At 71.9% G+C, this 16,879-nt stretch carries 16 protein-coding genes; 8 read left to right on the top strand and 8 right to left on the bottom strand.

Annotation, left to right across the window (positions count from 1 at the left end):
• Positions 1 to 16 precede the first annotated feature (16 nt).
• Genes AB0C27_RS16740 through AB0C27_RS16750 form a run of 3 tightly spaced genes read right to left on the bottom strand, consistent with a single transcriptional unit; the run spans position 17 to position 3,235 of the window.
• Positions 17 to 1,153, bottom strand: coding sequence for an ABC transporter permease (locus AB0C27_RS16740; RefSeq protein ID WP_357844293.1), 1,137 nt, complete (start codon positions 1,151 to 1,153; stop codon positions 17 to 19).
• The gene (locus tag AB0C27_RS16745; protein WP_357844296.1) at positions 1,150 to 2,295 is read right to left on the bottom strand and encodes an ABC transporter permease; all 1,146 of its coding nucleotides are present in this window, start codon (positions 2,293 to 2,295) and stop codon (positions 1,150 to 1,152) included. Before AB0C27_RS16745 ends, AB0C27_RS16740 begins: the two co-directional genes overlap by 4 nt.
• 1 nt (position 2,296) lies before the next feature.
• Positions 2,297 to 3,235, bottom strand: coding sequence for an ABC transporter ATP-binding protein (locus AB0C27_RS16750; protein WP_357844299.1), 939 nt, complete (start codon positions 3,233 to 3,235; stop codon positions 2,297 to 2,299).
• Positions 3,236 to 3,879: 644 nt separating this feature from the next.
• Between AB0C27_RS16750 and AB0C27_RS16755 the strand changes: the two genes are divergently transcribed.
• Positions 3,880 to 4,332, top strand: a complete 453-nt coding sequence (locus tag AB0C27_RS16755; protein WP_357844302.1) for a hypothetical protein — start codon at positions 3,880 to 3,882, stop codon at positions 4,330 to 4,332.
• Between the two features lie 162 nt (positions 4,333 to 4,494).
• On the opposite strand, the gene msrB is transcribed toward AB0C27_RS16755, so the two are convergent.
• Complete coding sequence (msrB, locus tag AB0C27_RS16760) at positions 4,495 to 4,896, bottom strand: peptide-methionine (R)-S-oxide reductase MsrB (RefSeq protein ID WP_357844305.1); 402 nt, start codon at positions 4,894 to 4,896, stop codon at positions 4,495 to 4,497.
• Between the two features lie 407 nt (positions 4,897 to 5,303).
• On the opposite strand from msrB, the gene ligD reads away from it, so the two are divergent.
• From ligD to AB0C27_RS16780, 4 genes are all read left to right on the top strand, one after another.
• Positions 5,304 to 6,305 (top strand): non-homologous end-joining DNA ligase, encoded by a 1,002-nt coding sequence (gene ligD, locus AB0C27_RS16765; protein ID WP_357844308.1) that lies wholly within the window; start codon positions 5,304 to 5,306, stop codon positions 6,303 to 6,305.
• 158 nt (positions 6,306 to 6,463) lie between these two features.
• On the top strand, positions 6,464 to 6,991 hold the full coding sequence (locus AB0C27_RS16770; protein WP_357844311.1) for a hypothetical protein: 528 nt from the start codon (positions 6,464 to 6,466) through the stop codon (positions 6,989 to 6,991).
• 53 nt (positions 6,992 to 7,044) lie between these two features.
• Positions 7,045 to 7,899, top strand: coding sequence for an MBL fold metallo-hydrolase (locus AB0C27_RS16775; protein ID WP_357844315.1), 855 nt, complete (start codon positions 7,045 to 7,047; stop codon positions 7,897 to 7,899).
• A gap of 214 nt (positions 7,900 to 8,113) precedes the next feature.
• Positions 8,114 to 8,752, top strand: a complete 639-nt coding sequence (locus AB0C27_RS16780) for a class F sortase (RefSeq protein WP_357844318.1) — start codon at positions 8,114 to 8,116, stop codon at positions 8,750 to 8,752.
• Here AB0C27_RS16780 and AB0C27_RS16785 read toward each other — a convergent pair whose 3' ends face one another.
• The gene (locus AB0C27_RS16785) at positions 8,753 to 11,116 is read right to left on the bottom strand and encodes an acyl-CoA dehydrogenase (RefSeq protein ID WP_357844321.1); all 2,364 of its coding nucleotides are present in this window, start codon (positions 11,114 to 11,116) and stop codon (positions 8,753 to 8,755) included. It abuts the gene before it with no gap.
• 331 nt (positions 11,117 to 11,447) lie between these two features.
• Between AB0C27_RS16785 and AB0C27_RS16790 the strand changes: the two genes are divergently transcribed.
• Both AB0C27_RS16790 and AB0C27_RS16795 read left to right on the top strand, forming a co-directional pair.
• Positions 11,448 to 11,795: an RNHCP domain-containing protein gene (locus AB0C27_RS16790; RefSeq protein ID WP_245955453.1), complete on the top strand. Its 348-nt coding sequence runs from the start codon at positions 11,448 to 11,450 to the stop codon at positions 11,793 to 11,795.
• 1 nt (position 11,796) lies between these two features.
• Positions 11,797 to 12,189, top strand: coding sequence for an RNHCP domain-containing protein (locus tag AB0C27_RS16795; RefSeq protein WP_357844324.1), 393 nt, complete (start codon positions 11,797 to 11,799; stop codon positions 12,187 to 12,189).
• Between the two features lie 123 nt (positions 12,190 to 12,312).
• On the opposite strand, the gene AB0C27_RS16800 is transcribed toward AB0C27_RS16795, so the two are convergent.
• Together AB0C27_RS16800 and AB0C27_RS16805 are read right to left on the bottom strand one after the other, a co-directional pair.
• Entirely contained in the window at positions 12,313 to 13,188 is an 876-nt protein-coding gene (locus AB0C27_RS16800) for a tetratricopeptide repeat protein (protein ID WP_357844327.1), read from the bottom strand.
• A gap of 19 nt (positions 13,189 to 13,207) precedes the next feature.
• Positions 13,208 to 14,641 (bottom strand): aldehyde dehydrogenase family protein, encoded by a 1,434-nt coding sequence (locus AB0C27_RS16805; protein ID WP_357844330.1) that lies wholly within the window; start codon positions 14,639 to 14,641, stop codon positions 13,208 to 13,210.
• Positions 14,642 to 14,770: 129 nt separating this feature from the next.
• On the opposite strand from AB0C27_RS16805, the gene AB0C27_RS16810 reads away from it, so the two are divergent.
• Positions 14,771 to 15,844, top strand: a complete 1,074-nt coding sequence (locus AB0C27_RS16810; protein WP_357844333.1) for a class I SAM-dependent methyltransferase — start codon at positions 14,771 to 14,773, stop codon at positions 15,842 to 15,844.
• A gap of 48 nt (positions 15,845 to 15,892) precedes the next feature.
• Here AB0C27_RS16810 and AB0C27_RS16815 read toward each other — a convergent pair whose 3' ends face one another.
• Complete coding sequence (locus AB0C27_RS16815; protein ID WP_357844336.1) at positions 15,893 to 16,825, bottom strand: U32 family peptidase; 933 nt, start codon at positions 16,823 to 16,825, stop codon at positions 15,893 to 15,895.
• Between the last annotated feature and the right edge of the window lie 54 nt (positions 16,826 to 16,879).

Below are 16,879 nucleotides of genomic sequence, written 5' to 3' on the forward strand. Positions count from 1 at the left end.
GCCTTGCCGGCGAACCTCAACGGGTCAGCGCGGCGCGCAGCCGCCACGCGCCGAGTGCGAACAGGGCGGCCGCGTACCCGGCCAGCACGCCGAGCTGCGGCAGCACGGTGGCGATCGTGCCGCCGCGGCCCAGCAGCTCGGCGAAGCCGTCCATGGCCCAGGCGTGCGGGGTGAGGTGCGCGACCTGCCGCATCGTGCCGGGCAGCAGGTCGAGCGGCACCATCGCGCCGCCGATCGCGCCCAGCCCCAGGCCGAGCAGCAGCCCGAGGGAGAGCGCCTGCTGCTCGGTGCGCATCGCCGCCCCGAGCAGCATCCCGGCCCCGCCGCCGACGAGCGAGAACGCCAGCAGCAACGCGGCCGCGCCGAGCGGGTCGCCCCAGCGCACGCCGAACAGCAGCGCCGAGCCGAGCATGATGATCAGCCCCTGGGCCAGCGCCACGGCCACCCGCCCCGCCGCCTCGCCGAGCAGGATCCGGCCGATGGCCATCGGCGTGGCGTACATGCGCCGCGAGACGCCGTACCTCCTCGTCTCGATCAGCGCCGTCGCGCCGGTCAGCGAGGTGAGGAACGTGAACAGCAGCAGTTGTGTGCTCGCGGCGGTGACGAATCCGTCGCCGCTCCCGGTTTGCGCGGGGGCGCCGATGGTGGCGTAGGCCACGGTGACGCCCGGCACCCGGACCGCCTCCGCCCTGGCCAGGCGCTGGTCGAAGGAGCCGTCGCGGGCGTACGCGGCGGCCCTGGCGGGCATCGCGACCTGCTGCACCACCGAGCGCACGGCGGCGCCCAGTTGTAGCGAGGAGGGCTCGTTCCGGCTCAGCAGCGGCAGCGACACCCGGGCACGGCCCGACATGGCGCCCTCGTAGCCCGCCGGGATGATCAGCGCCGCGGCGAGCCTGCCGCGCTCGACCAGTTCGCGGGCCTCGGCGTCGTCGCCGACCCGGACGACCTCCATCCGCCCGGACCGCTCCAGCGCCGCCACCAGCTCGGCCGCCCGCGCGCCCGCGTCGCCCGCGACGCCGAGCCTGGGCACGAAGCCCGAGCCGAACGACAGGCCCAGCACCATGATCAGCACGATCGGGAAGACGACCACGAAGAAGAGGTTGGCGCGGGCCATGAAGAGCCTGACCAGGTTCACCCAGGCGATGGCGATCATGGGCGCAGCATCCTTCTCAGCCTCGTCAGCGCGATCCCGGTGGTCACCGCGGCGAACCCCAGCAGCGCCAGCGTCGGCACCGGGGCCAGCACGGGCGCGTGCTCGCCGTGCAGGTCGGCCAGCCCCTGGAGGAACCACCGGTGCGGGGTGAGCAGGCTCAGCGTCGCGAACGTCTCACCCAGCTGCTGGAACGGGATGAAGACGCCGCCCAGCACGCCGAGCAGCACCGCCACCACGGCCTGCCCGTTCTGGGCCTGCTCGGTGCTCCGCGCCACGGTCGCGACCAGGGCCATCACCCCGGTGGCCGCCAGCACGCCCGCCACGACGAGCAGCCCGACGCCGAGCGGGTGGCCCCAGCGGGCGCCCAGCAGCAGCGACGAGGCGACGACCAGCACGGTCATGCTCATCACGCCGACGACCACGCCGCTCAGCAGTTTGCCGAAGGCGATCGTGGCGCGGGGGACCGGCGCGGCCAGCAGCCTGGCAAGCGTGCCGTCGCGGCGTTCGTCCAGGATCGAGCTGAACCCGAACTGTACGGTGAAGAACAGGAAGAACACCGCGATACCGGCCGAGAAGCTCTCCGCCAGCGACAACTGCCGGCGCTCGGCCGTCAGGTCCTCCAGCGTGACGGGCGCGGGCACGGCGGCGGCCTCCTGCGGGGAGCCGCCGCCCCTGACCGCCAGCGCCACCTGCACGTACCGGACCTCGGCCGCGAACGCGTCCGCGACCGAGCGGGCCACGAACGAGCCGATCGGGGCGTTCGCGTCCCCGAGCACCCGCAGCGTGGCAGGCCGCCCGCTCAGCACGGCACGGCTGAACCCGGCCGGGATGACGTAGGCGGCGCGGGCCTGGCCGCGCGCGATCAGGTCACGCGCCTCCTGCTCGGTGGCCGCCGTCCTGAGCCTGAGCACCCGCCGCCGTTCCAGCGGGGCCAGCACCTGTTCGGTGAACGTGCGCGCGATCTGCTCCCCGTCCTGGTCGGCCACCGCGAACGTGGCCGTCTCCTGCCGGTCGACGCCGCTGAAGACCACGCTGAAGATCGCCGCCAGCCCGAACGCCACCACGAGGGCCAGCAGGAACAGCGACCTGTCCCTGACCCGCTGACGCAGGTCCTTGGCGGTGATGAGCAGCAGCGGCCCCACGTCAGTCCCGTAACGCCTTGCCGGTGAGATGCAGGAAGACCGACTCCAGGTTCGGCTCGTGCACCTCCACCGCGCGCACGACCACGCCGGCCTCGGTGGCCGCCGCCAGGACCCGGGGCAGCGCGCTGCGCGCGTCCTCCACCATCACGTCGAGCCGGCCCTCCCGCACGCCGACCTCGCGCACCTCGGGCAGGGCCTCCAGCTCCGGTACGGGTCGCGTCCCGTCGGCCGTCAGCGTGATCCGGTCCAGCTCGCCCACCAGGCCGACCAGCTCCCGCCGGGTGCCCTCGGCCCTGATCCGGCCCAGGTCGAGGATGCCGATGCGGTCGCAGAGCCGTTCGGCCTCCTCCATGTAATGCGTGGTGTACAGCACCGCGACGCCCTCGCCGGTCAGCGCGGCGACGCTCTCCAGGATCGCGTTGCGGCTCTGCGGATCGACGCCGGCGGTGGGCTCGTCGAGGATCAGCAGGGGAGGGCGGTGCAGCAGGCCCACGCCGATGTTGAGCCGCCGCTTCATGCCGCCGGAGAAGTCCTTGACGGGGTCCTTCGCCCGGTCGGTCAGGCCGACGACCCGCAGCACCTCCTCGATCCTGGTACGGGCCTCGGCGCGGCCGAGCGCGTACAGGCGGGCGAAGAAGCGCAGGTTCTCGCGGGCGCTGAGGTCGGGGTAGAGGGCCAGGTCCTGGGGGACGTATCCGATGCGGCGCTTGCCCCAGGCGCTGGAGGTGCTGTGAGGGCGGCCGCAGACGAACACGTCGCCGCCGTCGCGGGCCAGGATGCCGGCGATCATGGAGATCGTGGTGGTCTTGCCGGCGCCGTTGGGGCCGAGCAGGCCGTAGGTCTCGCCCGCCGTGATGGTGAAACTGACGTCGTCCACGGCGACGAGATCACCGAACGTCTTCCGCAGATTGCGACATTTCAGGATCTCGTCCGTCGACACAAGCGAAGTCTGGTGGCCGGATTCGTACCCAGCAAGACCCATGTTGGCGATCCCACTGAATTGATCTATCCCCTTTGTCACAATCAGGGGAAATCTCTTGGTCGTTGGGCGTACGCGGGGTGGCACGTTCCAACGGGGAACCGGAGGACGGGGTGGCAGAGCCGGAAAGACGAGAACGACGACCGGCCGGACGGCATGCGGCGGGACGGCATGCGGCGGGACGGCGTGGGAACGGGCGGGCGCGGCGGGCGCGAGGGCGGGGCCGGAGGCGGTTGCGGTTGGTGGCGGGGGTGCTGGTGCTGGCGGGTGGGGCCGCTGGGTTGCTCGGGGTGAACGGGGCGTTCGGCGGGGCGTGGCGCGGAGAGGGCGGCGCGGCTCTGGCCTTCGGGTTTGCAGACAGGTCGCCTGGAGCGATGGTGCGGGAGGACGGGCTGCCGGGTGGGGCTGACGGCTCGCCTGCGGCCGGGCTGGGTGGCTCGCCGACGGTGGGCGGTGGCGGTTCGCCCGAGGAGCCAGGCAAGGGTGTGGCGAGTGCGGGGGCCGAGACGCGGCAGGCGCCCAGAGCTCAAGCGTCCGGGCCCACCGGGCAGGCGGATCCAGCGCAAGCGGGCCCGGCGCAGGGAGGCACCGGGCGGGAAGGTGCTGTGCAGGGGGACGCCGCGCGGGAGGGCGGGGCCGCCGATCCCGGGTTGGTCGCGGGCAGCACATCGGCGGAGGACGTGCTGGCCGGAGGGCCGGATCCGGCGGACGGGGAGGGGTACAAGGCCGACGGGCCGTCCCGGCACACCGATCAGGAGGCGGCGCGGTACTTCCGTGCCAACTGGGGCCCGGGCGACAAGGCGATGAAACGCCTCAAGGACATTCGCACAGTCGGCGGATATTTGCGCATTTATACGGACCTGCCGGAGACGGCGGACAATTCCTTGACCGCGATCACCCTGTGCGAGCGCGGCCTTGCCTACATGCATGAGCGCGGGGTCGCCGACCCGGTCGTGTTCGTCCAGGCGGAGTTCGGCGGGAACGGCAACCCGGTGCTCGCCAACATCCTCGGCCGCTCCGACCGCAGCTGCCGCGTCACCCACCCGGCGCCGGGATGACCGGTCAGCGGACGCGGACGCGGGTTTTCGCGCACACGTCACACCGCTGGGTGATGACCCGACCGATGGTCTCGATCGTCACCCAGCGGTGGCGAAGATGTACAAACCGCACGCGGCACTCGTACCCGTGAGAGGCGATCGATACGCGCTGTCGCTACGTGATCACTGCTTGGGTTCGAGGCGGAGCGAGACGGAGTTGATGCAGTAGCGATCGTCCGTCGGCGTCGGGTAGCCCTCGCCGTGGAAGACGTGCCCCAGATGCGAGTCGCACCGCGCGCACCGCACCTCCGTACGGACCATGCCGAGACTGCGATCCTCGATCAGCCGCACCGACTCGGTTTCGGACGGCTCGAAGAAACTCGGCCAGCCGCAGTGTGACTCGAACTTCGTGTCCGATCGGAACAACTCGGCACCGCAGGCGCGGCACGAGTAGACCCCCTCGGTCTTGGTGTCGACGTACTCCCCCGTGAACGGGCGCTCGGTCCCGGCCTCCCTGAGGACGTGGAACTCCTCGGGCGACAGTTCGGACCGCCATTCGGCCTCGCTCTTGACCACCTTGTCCATGGACCCAGAATACGAGATCGGGCAAAAAGAGATCTCCAGAGGGTGAAGCATCCGTTCTGGGGTGAATTCGCGTCTTTGTAGGCATGGGGGTGTCATCGCCTCCTGTGAAGGGGTGAGATCGTCCGCAGATCCGCCGAGCGGCACAGCCCACGCCCGTGCTGGCGCCGCTGGGGATCGGAACGGCCGGCCGGGTGGCGCGCCAGCGCCCGGAACGGCGGCGGACGCTCTCAGCGGCCCGTCCCGTCGAGCCCCCGGTCCCGCCACCGAGGCGGCTCCGGGACGGGCCCACCCCGCAGGTCCGCCATCGACGGCGTTCGGCCGTCCGCACTGCCGGTTGAGCGATGGCGTCTGGTGGCACTGCCCGCTCTTCACGGAGTGGAGGGCGTGGGCAGGGTAGGTTCGGGGGCATGGCATCGCCGTACATAGAGCTCGAGGTGGGAGAGAGGACCGTCAAGGTCACCAATCCCGACAAGGTCTACTTTCCTGAGATCGGCGCGACCAAGCGGGAACTGGTCGAGTACTACGTGAGCGTCGGCGAGGGGGCCCTCCGGGCGCTCAAGGACCGGCCCACCAACCTCAAGCGCCATCCCGATGGCGTACAGACCGAGGCGATCTACCAGAAGCGGATGCCGCCCAAGCATCCCGACTGGCTCCAGTCCGTGACCGTGACCTTCCCGAGCGGCCGTACGGCACAGTCCCTGCGGGTCACCGAGGTGGCGGCCATCGCCTACTGCGCCAACCTCGGCACCATCGACTTCCACCCCTGGCAGGTGCGCGCGGCCGACGTCGAGCACCCCGACGAGCTGCGCGTCGACCTGGACCCGCAGCCGGGCCTGGAGTTCGACGCGGCGCGCCGGGCGGCGTTCCTGACCAGGGACGTGCTCGGCGAGCTGGGCATCACCGGGTTCGTGAAGACCTCGGGCAACCGCGGCGTGCACATCGCCGTGCGGATCGAGCCGCGCTGGGACTTCATCCAGGTACGTCACGCCGGCATCGCCCTGGCCAGGGCGGTCGAGGCGCGTGACCCGAGCCTGGTCACCACGGCGTGGTGGAAGGAGGAGCGCGGCGAGCGGGTGTTCATCGACTTCAACCAGAACGCCAGGGACCGCACGGTGGCCAGCGCCTACTCGGTCAGGGCTCAGCCGCACGCCCCCGTCTCGACTCCGCTGACCTGGGAGGAGCTGGAGGACGCCGACCCGCGCGACTTCGACCTGCGCACGGTGCCGGTCCGGTTCGCGAAGGTGGGCGACGTGCACGCGGCCATCGACGACCAGGCGTACTCGATCGAGCGCCTCCTGGAGATGTACGCCGAGGACGATCGGGGCGACATGCCCTATCCGCCCAACTATCCGAAGATGCCGGGAGAGCCGAAGCGGGTGCAGCCCAGCAAGGCCCGGTCCGACACCTGAGGGTCGCCGAACCCTCCGTGGTCGGCTGGTTTCACTTCGGTCACATTACTTGACTGGCGGTCTAATAATTCGCCAGGCTCTCATGTGCGTCGGGGGGCGACAATCGAGTCTGGAGCCTTCCCATGGCAAGAGCGCGACGTCTCGCAGCGGCTGGAGCGGTGACCGCCTTCGCGGTCGCGGGAGTGAGCCTCGCGGCGGGTCTGGGCACCGCCTCCGCCGCCTCCACCCTCTCTGCGCCTGCTCTCTCTGCGCCTACTCTCTCCGGTCCCGCTCTCGCCGGCGCCGTGGACCCCGGCCGGCAGGTGCCCGGCACGGAGGTCGTCTGCCTGCTTCCACTGCCGCTGCTCTGCGACGAGCCGTCCGGCGGCCCCCAGCCGGGCGAGTCCCCTCAGGATCGCCCCTCGGACTCCTGGTCGAGCGCCCCTCAGCACGAGGAGTCCTGGTCGGAGCCGCCCACGCGGGAGGGCTCACGGCCGGGCACACGGGAGAGCGAACCGCCATGGCGGCCGGCGGGCGAGGAGGAGCACAGGGTGCCGAAGGGGCATCCCGAGACGGGCGGTGGCGCGCTCGCCGCGAGCGGCGGGCCGGTGTGGCCGTTCGCGGTGGGCGGCGCGGCGCTCCTGGCCGGTGCGGGCCTGGCCGGCTTCGCCGCCCGCCGCACGAGCCGGCCCGCACCGCCCGAATAGCGCGGCCCTCGGATGGCGCGGCTTCGAAATGTCCGTCTGGGGAAGGAGCCCTCGTGCTGAGGCAGGTCGCAGCGGGTGTGCTGGTCCACGAGAGCGAGTTCGTCCAGACCAACGGCGTCGTCGTGCACGGCCGCGACGGCGTGCTGCTCATCGACCCCGGGATCCAGCACCACGAACTGGCCTGCCTCGCGAACGACCTGTCCGGCGCGGGACAGAGCGTCGTGGCGGGCTTCGCGACGCATCCGGACTGGGATCACGTCCTCTGGCACCCGGCGTTCGGCACGGCTCCTCGCTACGGCACGGCCCGCTGCGCGGAGGCCGTCCGCGAGCAACTGTCCAGCCCGGAGGCCAAGGCGCGGGTCGCCGACCACCTGAGCGAGACGGAGATCGCCGGGCAGGTCCCGACGGACCTGCTCGGCGACATCACCGCCCTGCCCACCGGGACGGAGCAGGTTCCCTGGGACGGCCCCCGGGTCCGGATCATCGAGCACCAGGCGCACGCCCCCGGCCATGCGGCGCTGTTCATCGAGGAACGCGGGGTCCTCGTCGCCGGCGACATGCTGTCCGACGTCCTGGTCCCGATGCTCGACGTCGAGGACGGGGCCGACCCGATCGAGGACTACCTGTCCGCGCTGCGGCTGCTGGAGGACGTGGCGGACGGCGTCGAGTTCGTCGTCCCCGGTCACGGGTCGGTCGGCGGGCCCGGTCAGGTGCGTGCGCGGATCGAGCTGGACCGGGCGTACGTGCTCGCCCTGCGCGAGGGCCGCGAGCCGAGCGACCCTCGGGTCGGCCCGTCGGCCAGGGCCGGCTGGGAATGGGTGGCCGAGGTGCACAACGGGCAACTCCAGAGCCTCGCCAGAAGACGCGAACGCGACGCCTCCGGCCGGGCCGGCGGCGGTGGCGGTTAGCATGCCGCCACCGCCACCGCCACCGCCACCTCCGCCACCACCACCGCCACCCGCGTCGCCGTTCCCGCAGTCAGAGCCCGCCCGGCGTCGCCTGTCGGACGCGATGCCGGCTACTGGGCCGGATACCAGGTCGGACACCGGGCCGTATGCCGGGCTGGATACCGGAACGCGAGCTCGGCGGGCGGCGGGAGCTCGGCTGATCGCGGGTGCGGCGGTGGTCGTGTCGCTGGCCGGGATGGCGCTGATCGGGCTGGGGATCGCCGGTGCGCTGGACGGCGGTACGGACCCCGCACCCGTCGCCTGGCAGGACAAAGCCCCAGGACCGGCGGCGAGCGACCTGCCGATCATGGACGTGCCGCTGTCGAAGGTGGCCAGGCCCATGAAGGCGGCCAAGCCCACCGCCGTCTACATCCCCTCCATCGGCGTGGCCGCGCCCCTCATGGAGCTGGGCCTGGACGCGGAGGGCGCCATCGAGAACCCGCCGTTCGACCCTCCCGACCTGGCCGGCTGGTACCGCTACGGCCCCGTCCCCGGACAGCGCGGCGCCGCCGTGATCACCGGCCACCTGGACACGCGCTCGGGGCCGGCCGTCTTCGCCCGGCTCAAGGAGGTCAGGCGCGGCGACCAGGTGCAGGTGCTGCGCGCCGATCGCTCGGTGGCCGTCTTCGTCGTGGACAAGGTCGAGCACACCCCGAAGCGCACATTTCCCGCCAAGAAGGTCTACGCCAAGCTCGCCTACCCCGGGCTGCGGCTGGTGACCTGCGGCGGCACGTTCGACCGGCGGGCGCACAGCTACGCGGACAACACGATCGTGTACGCCCACCTCGCGGCCCCGTACCGGCTCAAGGACTGATCACGGATCCCGAGGCAGGCCCAGGGCGCGTTCGGCGATGATGTTGAGCTGGACCTCCGTCGTGCCGCCGCCGATCGTGAACGCTCGGGTGGTGAGGATCATGCGGTTCCAGTACGGGTCGGCGGGCGCGAGCGACCAGCAGAACTCCGAGATCTCCTGGGAGTGCCGCATGCCGAGCAGCTTGCGCACACTGGAGGCGGTGCCCCGGCCCCCCGCGCTCGACTGCCGGGAGCCCGATTGCCGGGAGCTTGGAGGCTGGGAGCCTGATGGAGGGGAGTCCGGCTGCGGAGAGCCTGGCGGCTGGGCGTCTGACAGTTGGGTGAGCGTCACCCGTAGCCCGAGCGCCGAGATGGCCTGACCCTCGGCCCACAGCCGGCCCGCGCGCTCGCGCTGCGCCTGGCGGAGCTCGGGCAGGCGGGCGATGAGCGCGGCCATGTCCGTGTGCCGCGATCCAGGGCCCCAGGAGTCGCCGAGCGCGACGCGTTCGTGGGAGAGCGTGTCGCGGGCCACCCGCCAGCCGTCGTTCACCGCCCCCACCACCAGGTCGTCCGGTACGAAGACGGCGTCGAGGAAGACCTCGTTGAAGATCTCGTCCCCGTTGATCTCCTTGAGCGGTTTGACGGTGACGCCCGGGGAGGCCATGTCCACCAGGAAGTAGGAGATGCCGTCGTGCTTGGGCCGGTCGGGGGAGGTGCGGGCCAGGCAGATGCCCCAATGTGCGTACTGTGCGAGGGATGTCCAGATCTTCTGGCCGGTCAGCGACCAGCCGCCCTCCACCCGTTCCGCCTTCGTCGTCAGCCCCGCCAGGTCGGAGCCGGCGCCGGGCTCGCTGAAGAGCTGGCACCACACGATCTCACCGGTGAACGTGCCGGGCAGGAACCGTTCCTGCTGCTCGCGGGTGCCGTACCGGACGATGGACGGGACCGCCCAGGCGGCGATGCCCAGGTTCGGTCGGCGCAGGTCGCGGAACTCCTGGTGGATGATCACCTGTTCGAGCGGCCCGGCGTCCCGGCCCCAGGGACGCGGCAGGTACGGCATCAGCCATCCCTCACGCGCGAACCGGCCGCGCCTGGCCACCGGCTCCTCGGCTCGCAGCGATGCCGCCTCGGCCCTGATCCGGTCCCTGAGCGCGGCGGCCTCCTCCGGCAGGTCCGGCTCCATCCGCCGCCGCACGCCCGCCACCGCCAGCCGCGCCGTCTCCTCCGCCCACGGGCCGGGGTCGCCGGTGAGCATGCGGTCGGACAACGCTCTGCGGTAGTAACGGTGGGCGTCGTGCTCGAACGTGTACCCCATGCCGCCGAGCACCTGAATCGCATCCGCCGCACACCGGACAGCGGCATCAGGCGCCAGCACCGCCGCCACGCTCACAGCCAGCCGCGCCTCATCGCACATCCCGGACTCACCTCGCAGCTCGGCCTGCCGGCCGCTCCCGGCATTCCCACCGGACGGGGCCGCGCCGCCGTCTGAGTGCCGGTCGTGGTGGCTGTCCGGGGTGCCGGCGGTGTCGCCGGTCGTGCTGTTTCCTGTGTCGCTGTCTGGGGCGTGGTCCTGGGCGCTGTCGGCGCGGTGCTCGTCGAGGGCTCTGGCGGCGTCCCACACGGCGGCTCTGGCCTGTTCCAGTGTCACCAGGGCGTCGGCCACCCGGTGCTTGACGCCCTGGAACTGCCCGATCGGCCGCCCGAACTGCTCGCGGACCTTGGCGTGCTCGGCCGCCGTCGTCACGGCCCACTCCGCCACGCCGCACGCGTCCGCGCCGAGCAGGACGGCCGCGAGCTCCCGTACCGGAACGTCGCCGAGCACCCGGGCGGCGGGCACGGTCCGCGCGGTCACCGAGCAGAGCGGCCGGTCGAGATCGACGCCGTCGGCGGGCTCGGCGCTGGCGTCGCCGCGATCGAGCACCGCCCACGCCCCGCCCTCACCTTCGACCGGAACGAGGTACAGATCCGCCTCCGCCGACCCGAGCGCCAGAAAGCCCTGGTCCGTGGGTGGCCCCATGGCTACGGCGGCGGTCAGGGCGCCGTCGGCGAGGCCGCCTATCAGGGCCCGCACGTCGGCGGTCAGCGAACGCGCCTCGCCGGTGAGCGGACGCGCCTCGCCGGTCAGCGGACGGGCGCCGTCCGCCCACGCCAGCGCCGCCGACGCCAGCACGGACGGCAGGTACGCCCCGCCGACCTGCCGTTCGGCCAGCGCCTCCAGCGCCACGCACAGCTCCAGCAGGCCGTACCCCTGCCCGCCGCACTCCTCGTCCAGGTGCAGCCCCAGCAGCCCCTGCCCGGCCAGGGCCGCGTGGCTGCGGTCCCGGCCGGCCAGGCCGCGTACGGAGGCGGCCAGCTCGACGTGTTCCTCGGTCAGCCCGATGCCCATGGGCCGAATCTAGAACATCATTCCGCTCATCTCCACAAAAATGGCTGGCGACCGGACGTCATGCCTCGTTACGCTCGCCGTGTCCGTTCAGTGGAGCTTCCGGGCAGTCACGCCCGCAGGGGAGGGGTCTATGCCCGGCACCGCGCCCAGCGCGCCTCGCCGTACCCACAGGCGGATCCCGACCCCGTAAGGCGTCACCACATCCGTCCGCCCTTCCACCGGCGTGCCCCGCGAGGCCCGCTCGGGCGCTTCCTTGCTGCCATTTCGCGAACCTTCTCGCAACCTTCGCGAACTCTCGTCAAAGATGACATTCCGGCAAGGAGTACCCAGGTTGTCCACCGACGGAAAACCTCGTTCGCTCGCGAACACCGAGACATTCCCGTGCGTACGCTGCGGCCTGACCGTCGCCGCGGTCGCACCCGACGGCGCCCGCCGCAACCACTGCCCGAGCTGCCTGCACTCGCTGCACCTGCGGGACGAGTGCAGATCACGCATGCTCCCGATCTCGATCGCCGTCCTGCGCACCGGCGAATGGATGGTCATCCATCGCTGCACCCGGTGCGGGGAGCTGACGTCCAACCCCATCTGCGGGGACGACAACCAGCTCATCCTCATGCGCATGGCCGTCAGGCCGCTGGCGCAGCCGCCGTTCCCGCTAGAGGCGTTCGGTGATCTGTGACATGCCGAGGAGGAACCCGGGCCGGGAACGGCCCCAGCGACGTAAAGAGCTCTTCCACGTGGACGCGTTCCGCTGCGTCGGGTGCCGGCTGGACGTGCCGATGCTCGCGCCCGGCACCGCGCACCGCAACCACTGCCCGAACTGCCTGACCAGTCTGCACGTCGACCACCGGATCCCGGGGGATCGGCGGGCAGAGTGCCGGGGCAGGATGGCGGCGCTGAGCGTGTCCGTGCGCGGGGACGGGGAGTGGCTGATCATCCACTGCTGCCAGTCCTGCGGCGGGCTCAGCGCCAACCGCATCGCGGGCGACGACAACGCGCTGGCGCTGCTGCGCATCGCCATGCGCCCGCTGTCGGACACCCGCCTGCCGGTCAGCGCCCTGCTGGCCCTGTGATCCCGCCCCGCCGGAGCCGCGGTACGCCCGCGGCCCCGGCGGGTACGGGACCACCTCCTGTGACCGGCGGGTACGGGGCTGCCCCACGTAAAAGGCGGGTACGGGGGCGCCGCGTGACGGGCGTCAGTCGTCGGTTTCGAGGTGCAGCGCCCGGGTGAAGTCGGCCACCGCCTCCTCGTGCCGGTCCAGCTCCTGGAAGATCTCGCCCCGCACCCGGTAGGCCCAGATGTAGTCGGGATCCAGCTCGATCGCGGCGTCGAGGTCCTTCAGCGCCGCCTCGTTGTCGCCCAGCTCGCTCAGCACCGCGCCCCGGCTCCCGAGCGCCCGGTCGTTGCCGGGGTCGAGCTCCAGCGCCCGGTTGAGGTCCTTCAGCGCCTCCTCGTAGCGGTCGGCCATCCGCAGCGCCTCGCCCCTGCGGCTCAGCGCCCGCACGTAGTCGGGGTCGGCCTCCAGGGCCTTGGTGTAGTCGTCGATCGCCTCCGCGTAGAGGTTCATCCGCTGGTAGAGGTCGCCGCGGGCGACCCACGAGTACGCCAGTTCCTCGTTCAACGCGATGATCTTGCCGTGCTCGGCCAGGGCCTCGTCCAGCCGGTCCAGGTCCACCAGGGCGTCGGCCTTCGCTTCCAGGATCCACAGGGAGTCGGGCGACAGCGTGAGCGCGTGCTCGAAGTCGGCCATCGCCTCCTCCAGGCGGCCCATGGCGGCGTAGGTCTGGCCGCGCGAGCCCAGGGCGTACGCGCTGTCCGGCTCCAGTTTCAGTGCCTCGTCGAAGTCGTCGAGCGCGGTTTCGTACCGTTCGATCACGCGATGGCTCTCCCCGCGCAGCCGCCAGGCCCTGGCGTTGTCCGGCACCAGCGCGATCGACTCGGTCAGATCCGCGATCGCGGCGTCGTGCCGTGACAGGGCGATGTACGATTCGGCCCGGCTGCGCAGCACCGATGCCCGGGACTGTGCGGCCGCTTCAGACAGCCCTGACGTGTCCTTGATCCCCTCGCTCATGAGGGGTAAATGTATCCGACTAGATCTGGATAATGGCTGCCTTTTCCCGGGTGTACTCGAGCACCGAATCGTGGCCGTACCCGCTGTCCTTGACCCCGCCGAACGGCAGCCCCGGAGGCATCTGGCGGAAGGTGTTCACCCACACCGTGCCGCTGCGCAGATCGCGGACGAAGCGGTGGGCCCGGCCCAGGTCGCGGGTCCACACGCCGGCCGCCAGCCCGTACGGTGAGTCGTTCGCGATCGCCAGCGCCTCCTCGTCGGTCGAGAACGGCAGCGCCACCGCCACCGGCCCGAAGATCTCCTCCTGGCAGACCCGCAGCGCGTTGTCCTCGCTCGTGTAGAGCGTGGGCGCCACCCAGTAGCCGCCGGGCAGCTCAGGCACCACCTCGGCGCCGCTCCGCCCGCCGAAGACGAGCCGCGCGCCCTCCTTCTCGGCCAGCTCCAGGTACGACGTCACCCGCTCGTACTGCCCGGCCGACACGATCGGCCCCATCGTCGTCGCCAGGTCCAGCGGGTCGCCCAGGACCAGGTCCGCGCAGGCGCGCTCGATCCGGCCGAGCATCTCCGACCAGATCGAGCGGTGGATGAGGATGCGTGAGCCCGCCACGCACACCTGTCCCGCGTTGCCCGTGTAGACGGAGTTCACGGTGACGCCCTGGGTGGCGGCGTCCAGGTCGGCGTCGGGGAAGACGATGTTGGGTGACTTGCCGCCCAGCTCGAACGTCAGCGGCTTCAGCGCGTCGGCCGAGGCCCTGGTGATGGCCCGGCCGGTCTCGGTCGAGCCGGTGAGGCTGACCTTGCCCACGCCGCGGTGGCGTACGAGGGCGTCGCCGACCTCCTCGCCCAGGCCGCTGACGATGTTGAGCACGCCGGGCGGGAAGACGTCGGCCAGCAGCTCGCCCAGCCGCAGCACCGACGCGCTCGCCTGCTCGGCCGGCTTGACGATCACCGTGTTCCCGGCGGCCAGCGCGTACGCGGCCTTGGCCGAGAAGGTCGAGATGGGGGAGTTCCACGGGATGATGCAGACCGCCACCCCGTACGGCTCGCGCCGCGTCAGCCCGAGTGCGTCCGGCCCGAGTACGACCGTGTCGCCCTTGACCGCGTCGAGGCACTGCCCGGCGGCCAGTTGCCACAGGTACGCCATCCCCGGCAGGTCCCGCTTCAGCGTGTCGCGCAGGATCCTGCCGTTGTCGCGCGTCTCCAGCTCGGCCAGCTCCTGGGCGTGCCGGCCGAACAGCTCCGACACCTTGCGCAGGACGTGGGCCCTGGCCGCCGCGGGCAGCGCCGACCAGGCGGGGAAGGCGCGGGTGGCCGCGGCGACGGCCGCCTCGGCCTCGGCGGCGCCGCTGGCGGGGATACGGGCCCATGGCTCGCCGGTGGCGGGGTTGACGGTGTCCATCTGGCGTGCGGCGGGGACCAGCTCGCCGCCGATCAGGTTGCGGTAGTCAGGCACGCGACCAAGCATATGCTTGCTCGATTCGCGGAGCCAGGGCGGAGGAATCACAAAAGATCACGTAAAGCGCCCGAACGCGGACGCTTAGATAGGGACGGCCCGGGCACAACCGCACGAAGGGTGGTGGCGATGACCAACAGATTCCTGGCCAAACTGGCCTACGGCTCCCGTTACGACCGCGTCCCCTGGGCGCAGCGGGTCTACGTGCGGCCGGGAGAGCGGCTCATCCGCGAGGCGCAGTGGCGCCGGCTGACCGGCCGCGCGCCGATCATGTCGCGCGCCGCCTACGAACGGCTGCGCCCGCTGGGCGAGATCGAGGAGTTCCTCGACTGCATGATGTGCGGGGAGTCTCGCCAGCAGCCGCTCTTCGAGCCGACCGGCGGCAAGGGCTGGCGCTACCACGTCGTCCGCTGCCCCGCCTGCGGCTTCCTCTACCGCAACCCCAACGTCAGGCCCGAACGCCTCGGCGACCTGTACTCCACCGGCTACAGCACCTTCCTGACCGGCAAGTACGCCGCCAACCGGCAGCGCCGCTACGACCTGACCATGAAGGCGATGTCGCCCGTGTTCGACGAGGGCAAGGAGCGGCGGCTGCTCGACTTCGGCTCGGGTGTCGGCCTCTTCCTCGAACTGGCCGAGCAGCGCGGCTTCGACGCCTACGGCGTGGACCTGTCGCCCGAGTCGGTGGCCCAGGCCAACGAGCGGCTGAGCCGGGCCCGTACCTACTTCGGCGCGCCGCAGGACGTGCCGGAGATCGCCGCCGGCGGGTTCGACGTGATCACGCTGTGGTCGGTGCTCGCGCACCTGCCCCGGCCGCTTGAGGACTTCCAGCGGTTCAGGAGCCTGCTGGCGCCCGGCGGGGTGCTGCTCATTTTGACCGTGAACGCCCGCTCGCTGCTGCTCAAGGCGTACGGGTCGAAGTGGAGCGGCTTCACCAAGAACCACCTGATGTTCTACTCCCCGCAGACCGTGCGCACGCTGCTGGCCCGCACCGGGTTCGCCGGCGCCGCCTTCGCCCACCACTACGGCGACACGGTCGAGGCCGGCACCACCAAACTGTCGCCCGCCCACGCCGCCCGGCTGCGGCGCAGTGTGGAGGCGAGCGACGGCGGCAACATGATGCGGGTGCTGGCCTTCGCCGACGAGGAGGCGATCGGCCGCTGGGGCGGCGGCCCGCTCACGGTCCACCGCCTGCACGACTGAGCCGGGCCGCGGTCGAGCCGGGCCGGGCTGCGGTCGAAACGGGCCGGGCTACGGCTCCGGTACGCCGAGGTCGGAGGTCTGGGACGGCTTGGCCAGCTCGGGATCGAGCTGCTCGATCAGCCGCTGCACCAGCGCCGCCCGCCGGACCCGCTCGCGGCCCAGCTCCTTCGGCACCACTCCCAGATGGCCGCCGGAGGGGTAGATGTTGGGCGCGTTGCGCAGGCCCATCTTCAGGTAGACGGGAGCGGCGGCCCGGACGATCTCCACCGCCTCGTAGAACCGGACGAACCCACCCTGATCATCCGGCACCTCCAGGTAGAGATCGATCGGCAGCCCGGTCGCCGCGCGGATCTCGGCCAGGTGCGGCACGGTGAGGTCGGTGCCCACGTTGACCGTGGTCGCGCCGAGCCGCTCGTAGACGGCGGCGGTCGGCCCGTTCGTGAGCGGCATCAGCACGGACGTCTTCAGCACCAGGTTCGGCGGCAGCGTCCCGTCCGCCTTGAGCTCCCGCAGCACGTCCAGGGTGCCGAGATCGCCCACGAGCAGGCTGCGGATGCCCAGCGAGCAAGCCCGCAGCGCGTCGGCCAGGCAGGCGGCGACCATCGCGTTCCCGCGCGCCGCCGCGCCCACGGCCTGGGTGAGCTTGGCCTGGCCGCCGGTGTCCCAGGCGGCTCTCGGCCCGAGGAACAGGTTGACCTCGATGCTCCGCTCTGCGCCGAGCCTGGCCATCCGCCCGATCTCATCGTCCGTCAGCATCATCACGCCGCTGCCCTGCGAGGTTCTCGCGACCGGCACGCCGAGCCGGTCGGCCTCGGCGACCACCGCCTCCAGCACCTCGGGCCCCTCGACGCTGGGGATCTCGAACCGGTACGAAGCCCCGTCCGGGAAGCGCGACGTCACGGGAGCGGCGGGTTTCTGCGCGGGCACCACCGGGTGCCCCAGGCGCTCCATCAGCGCGTGGAGCTCGGCCAGGCTGGTCATCGGGAAGCCTCCTCGTCATGGATCACTTCGGCGCGGCCGAGCGGGTGGATCTCT

Source organism: Nonomuraea sp. NPDC048882 (genome assembly GCF_040649755.1).
GTDB classification, from domain to species: Bacteria; Actinomycetota; Actinomycetes; order Streptosporangiales; family Streptosporangiaceae; genus Nonomuraea; species Nonomuraea maheshkhaliensis.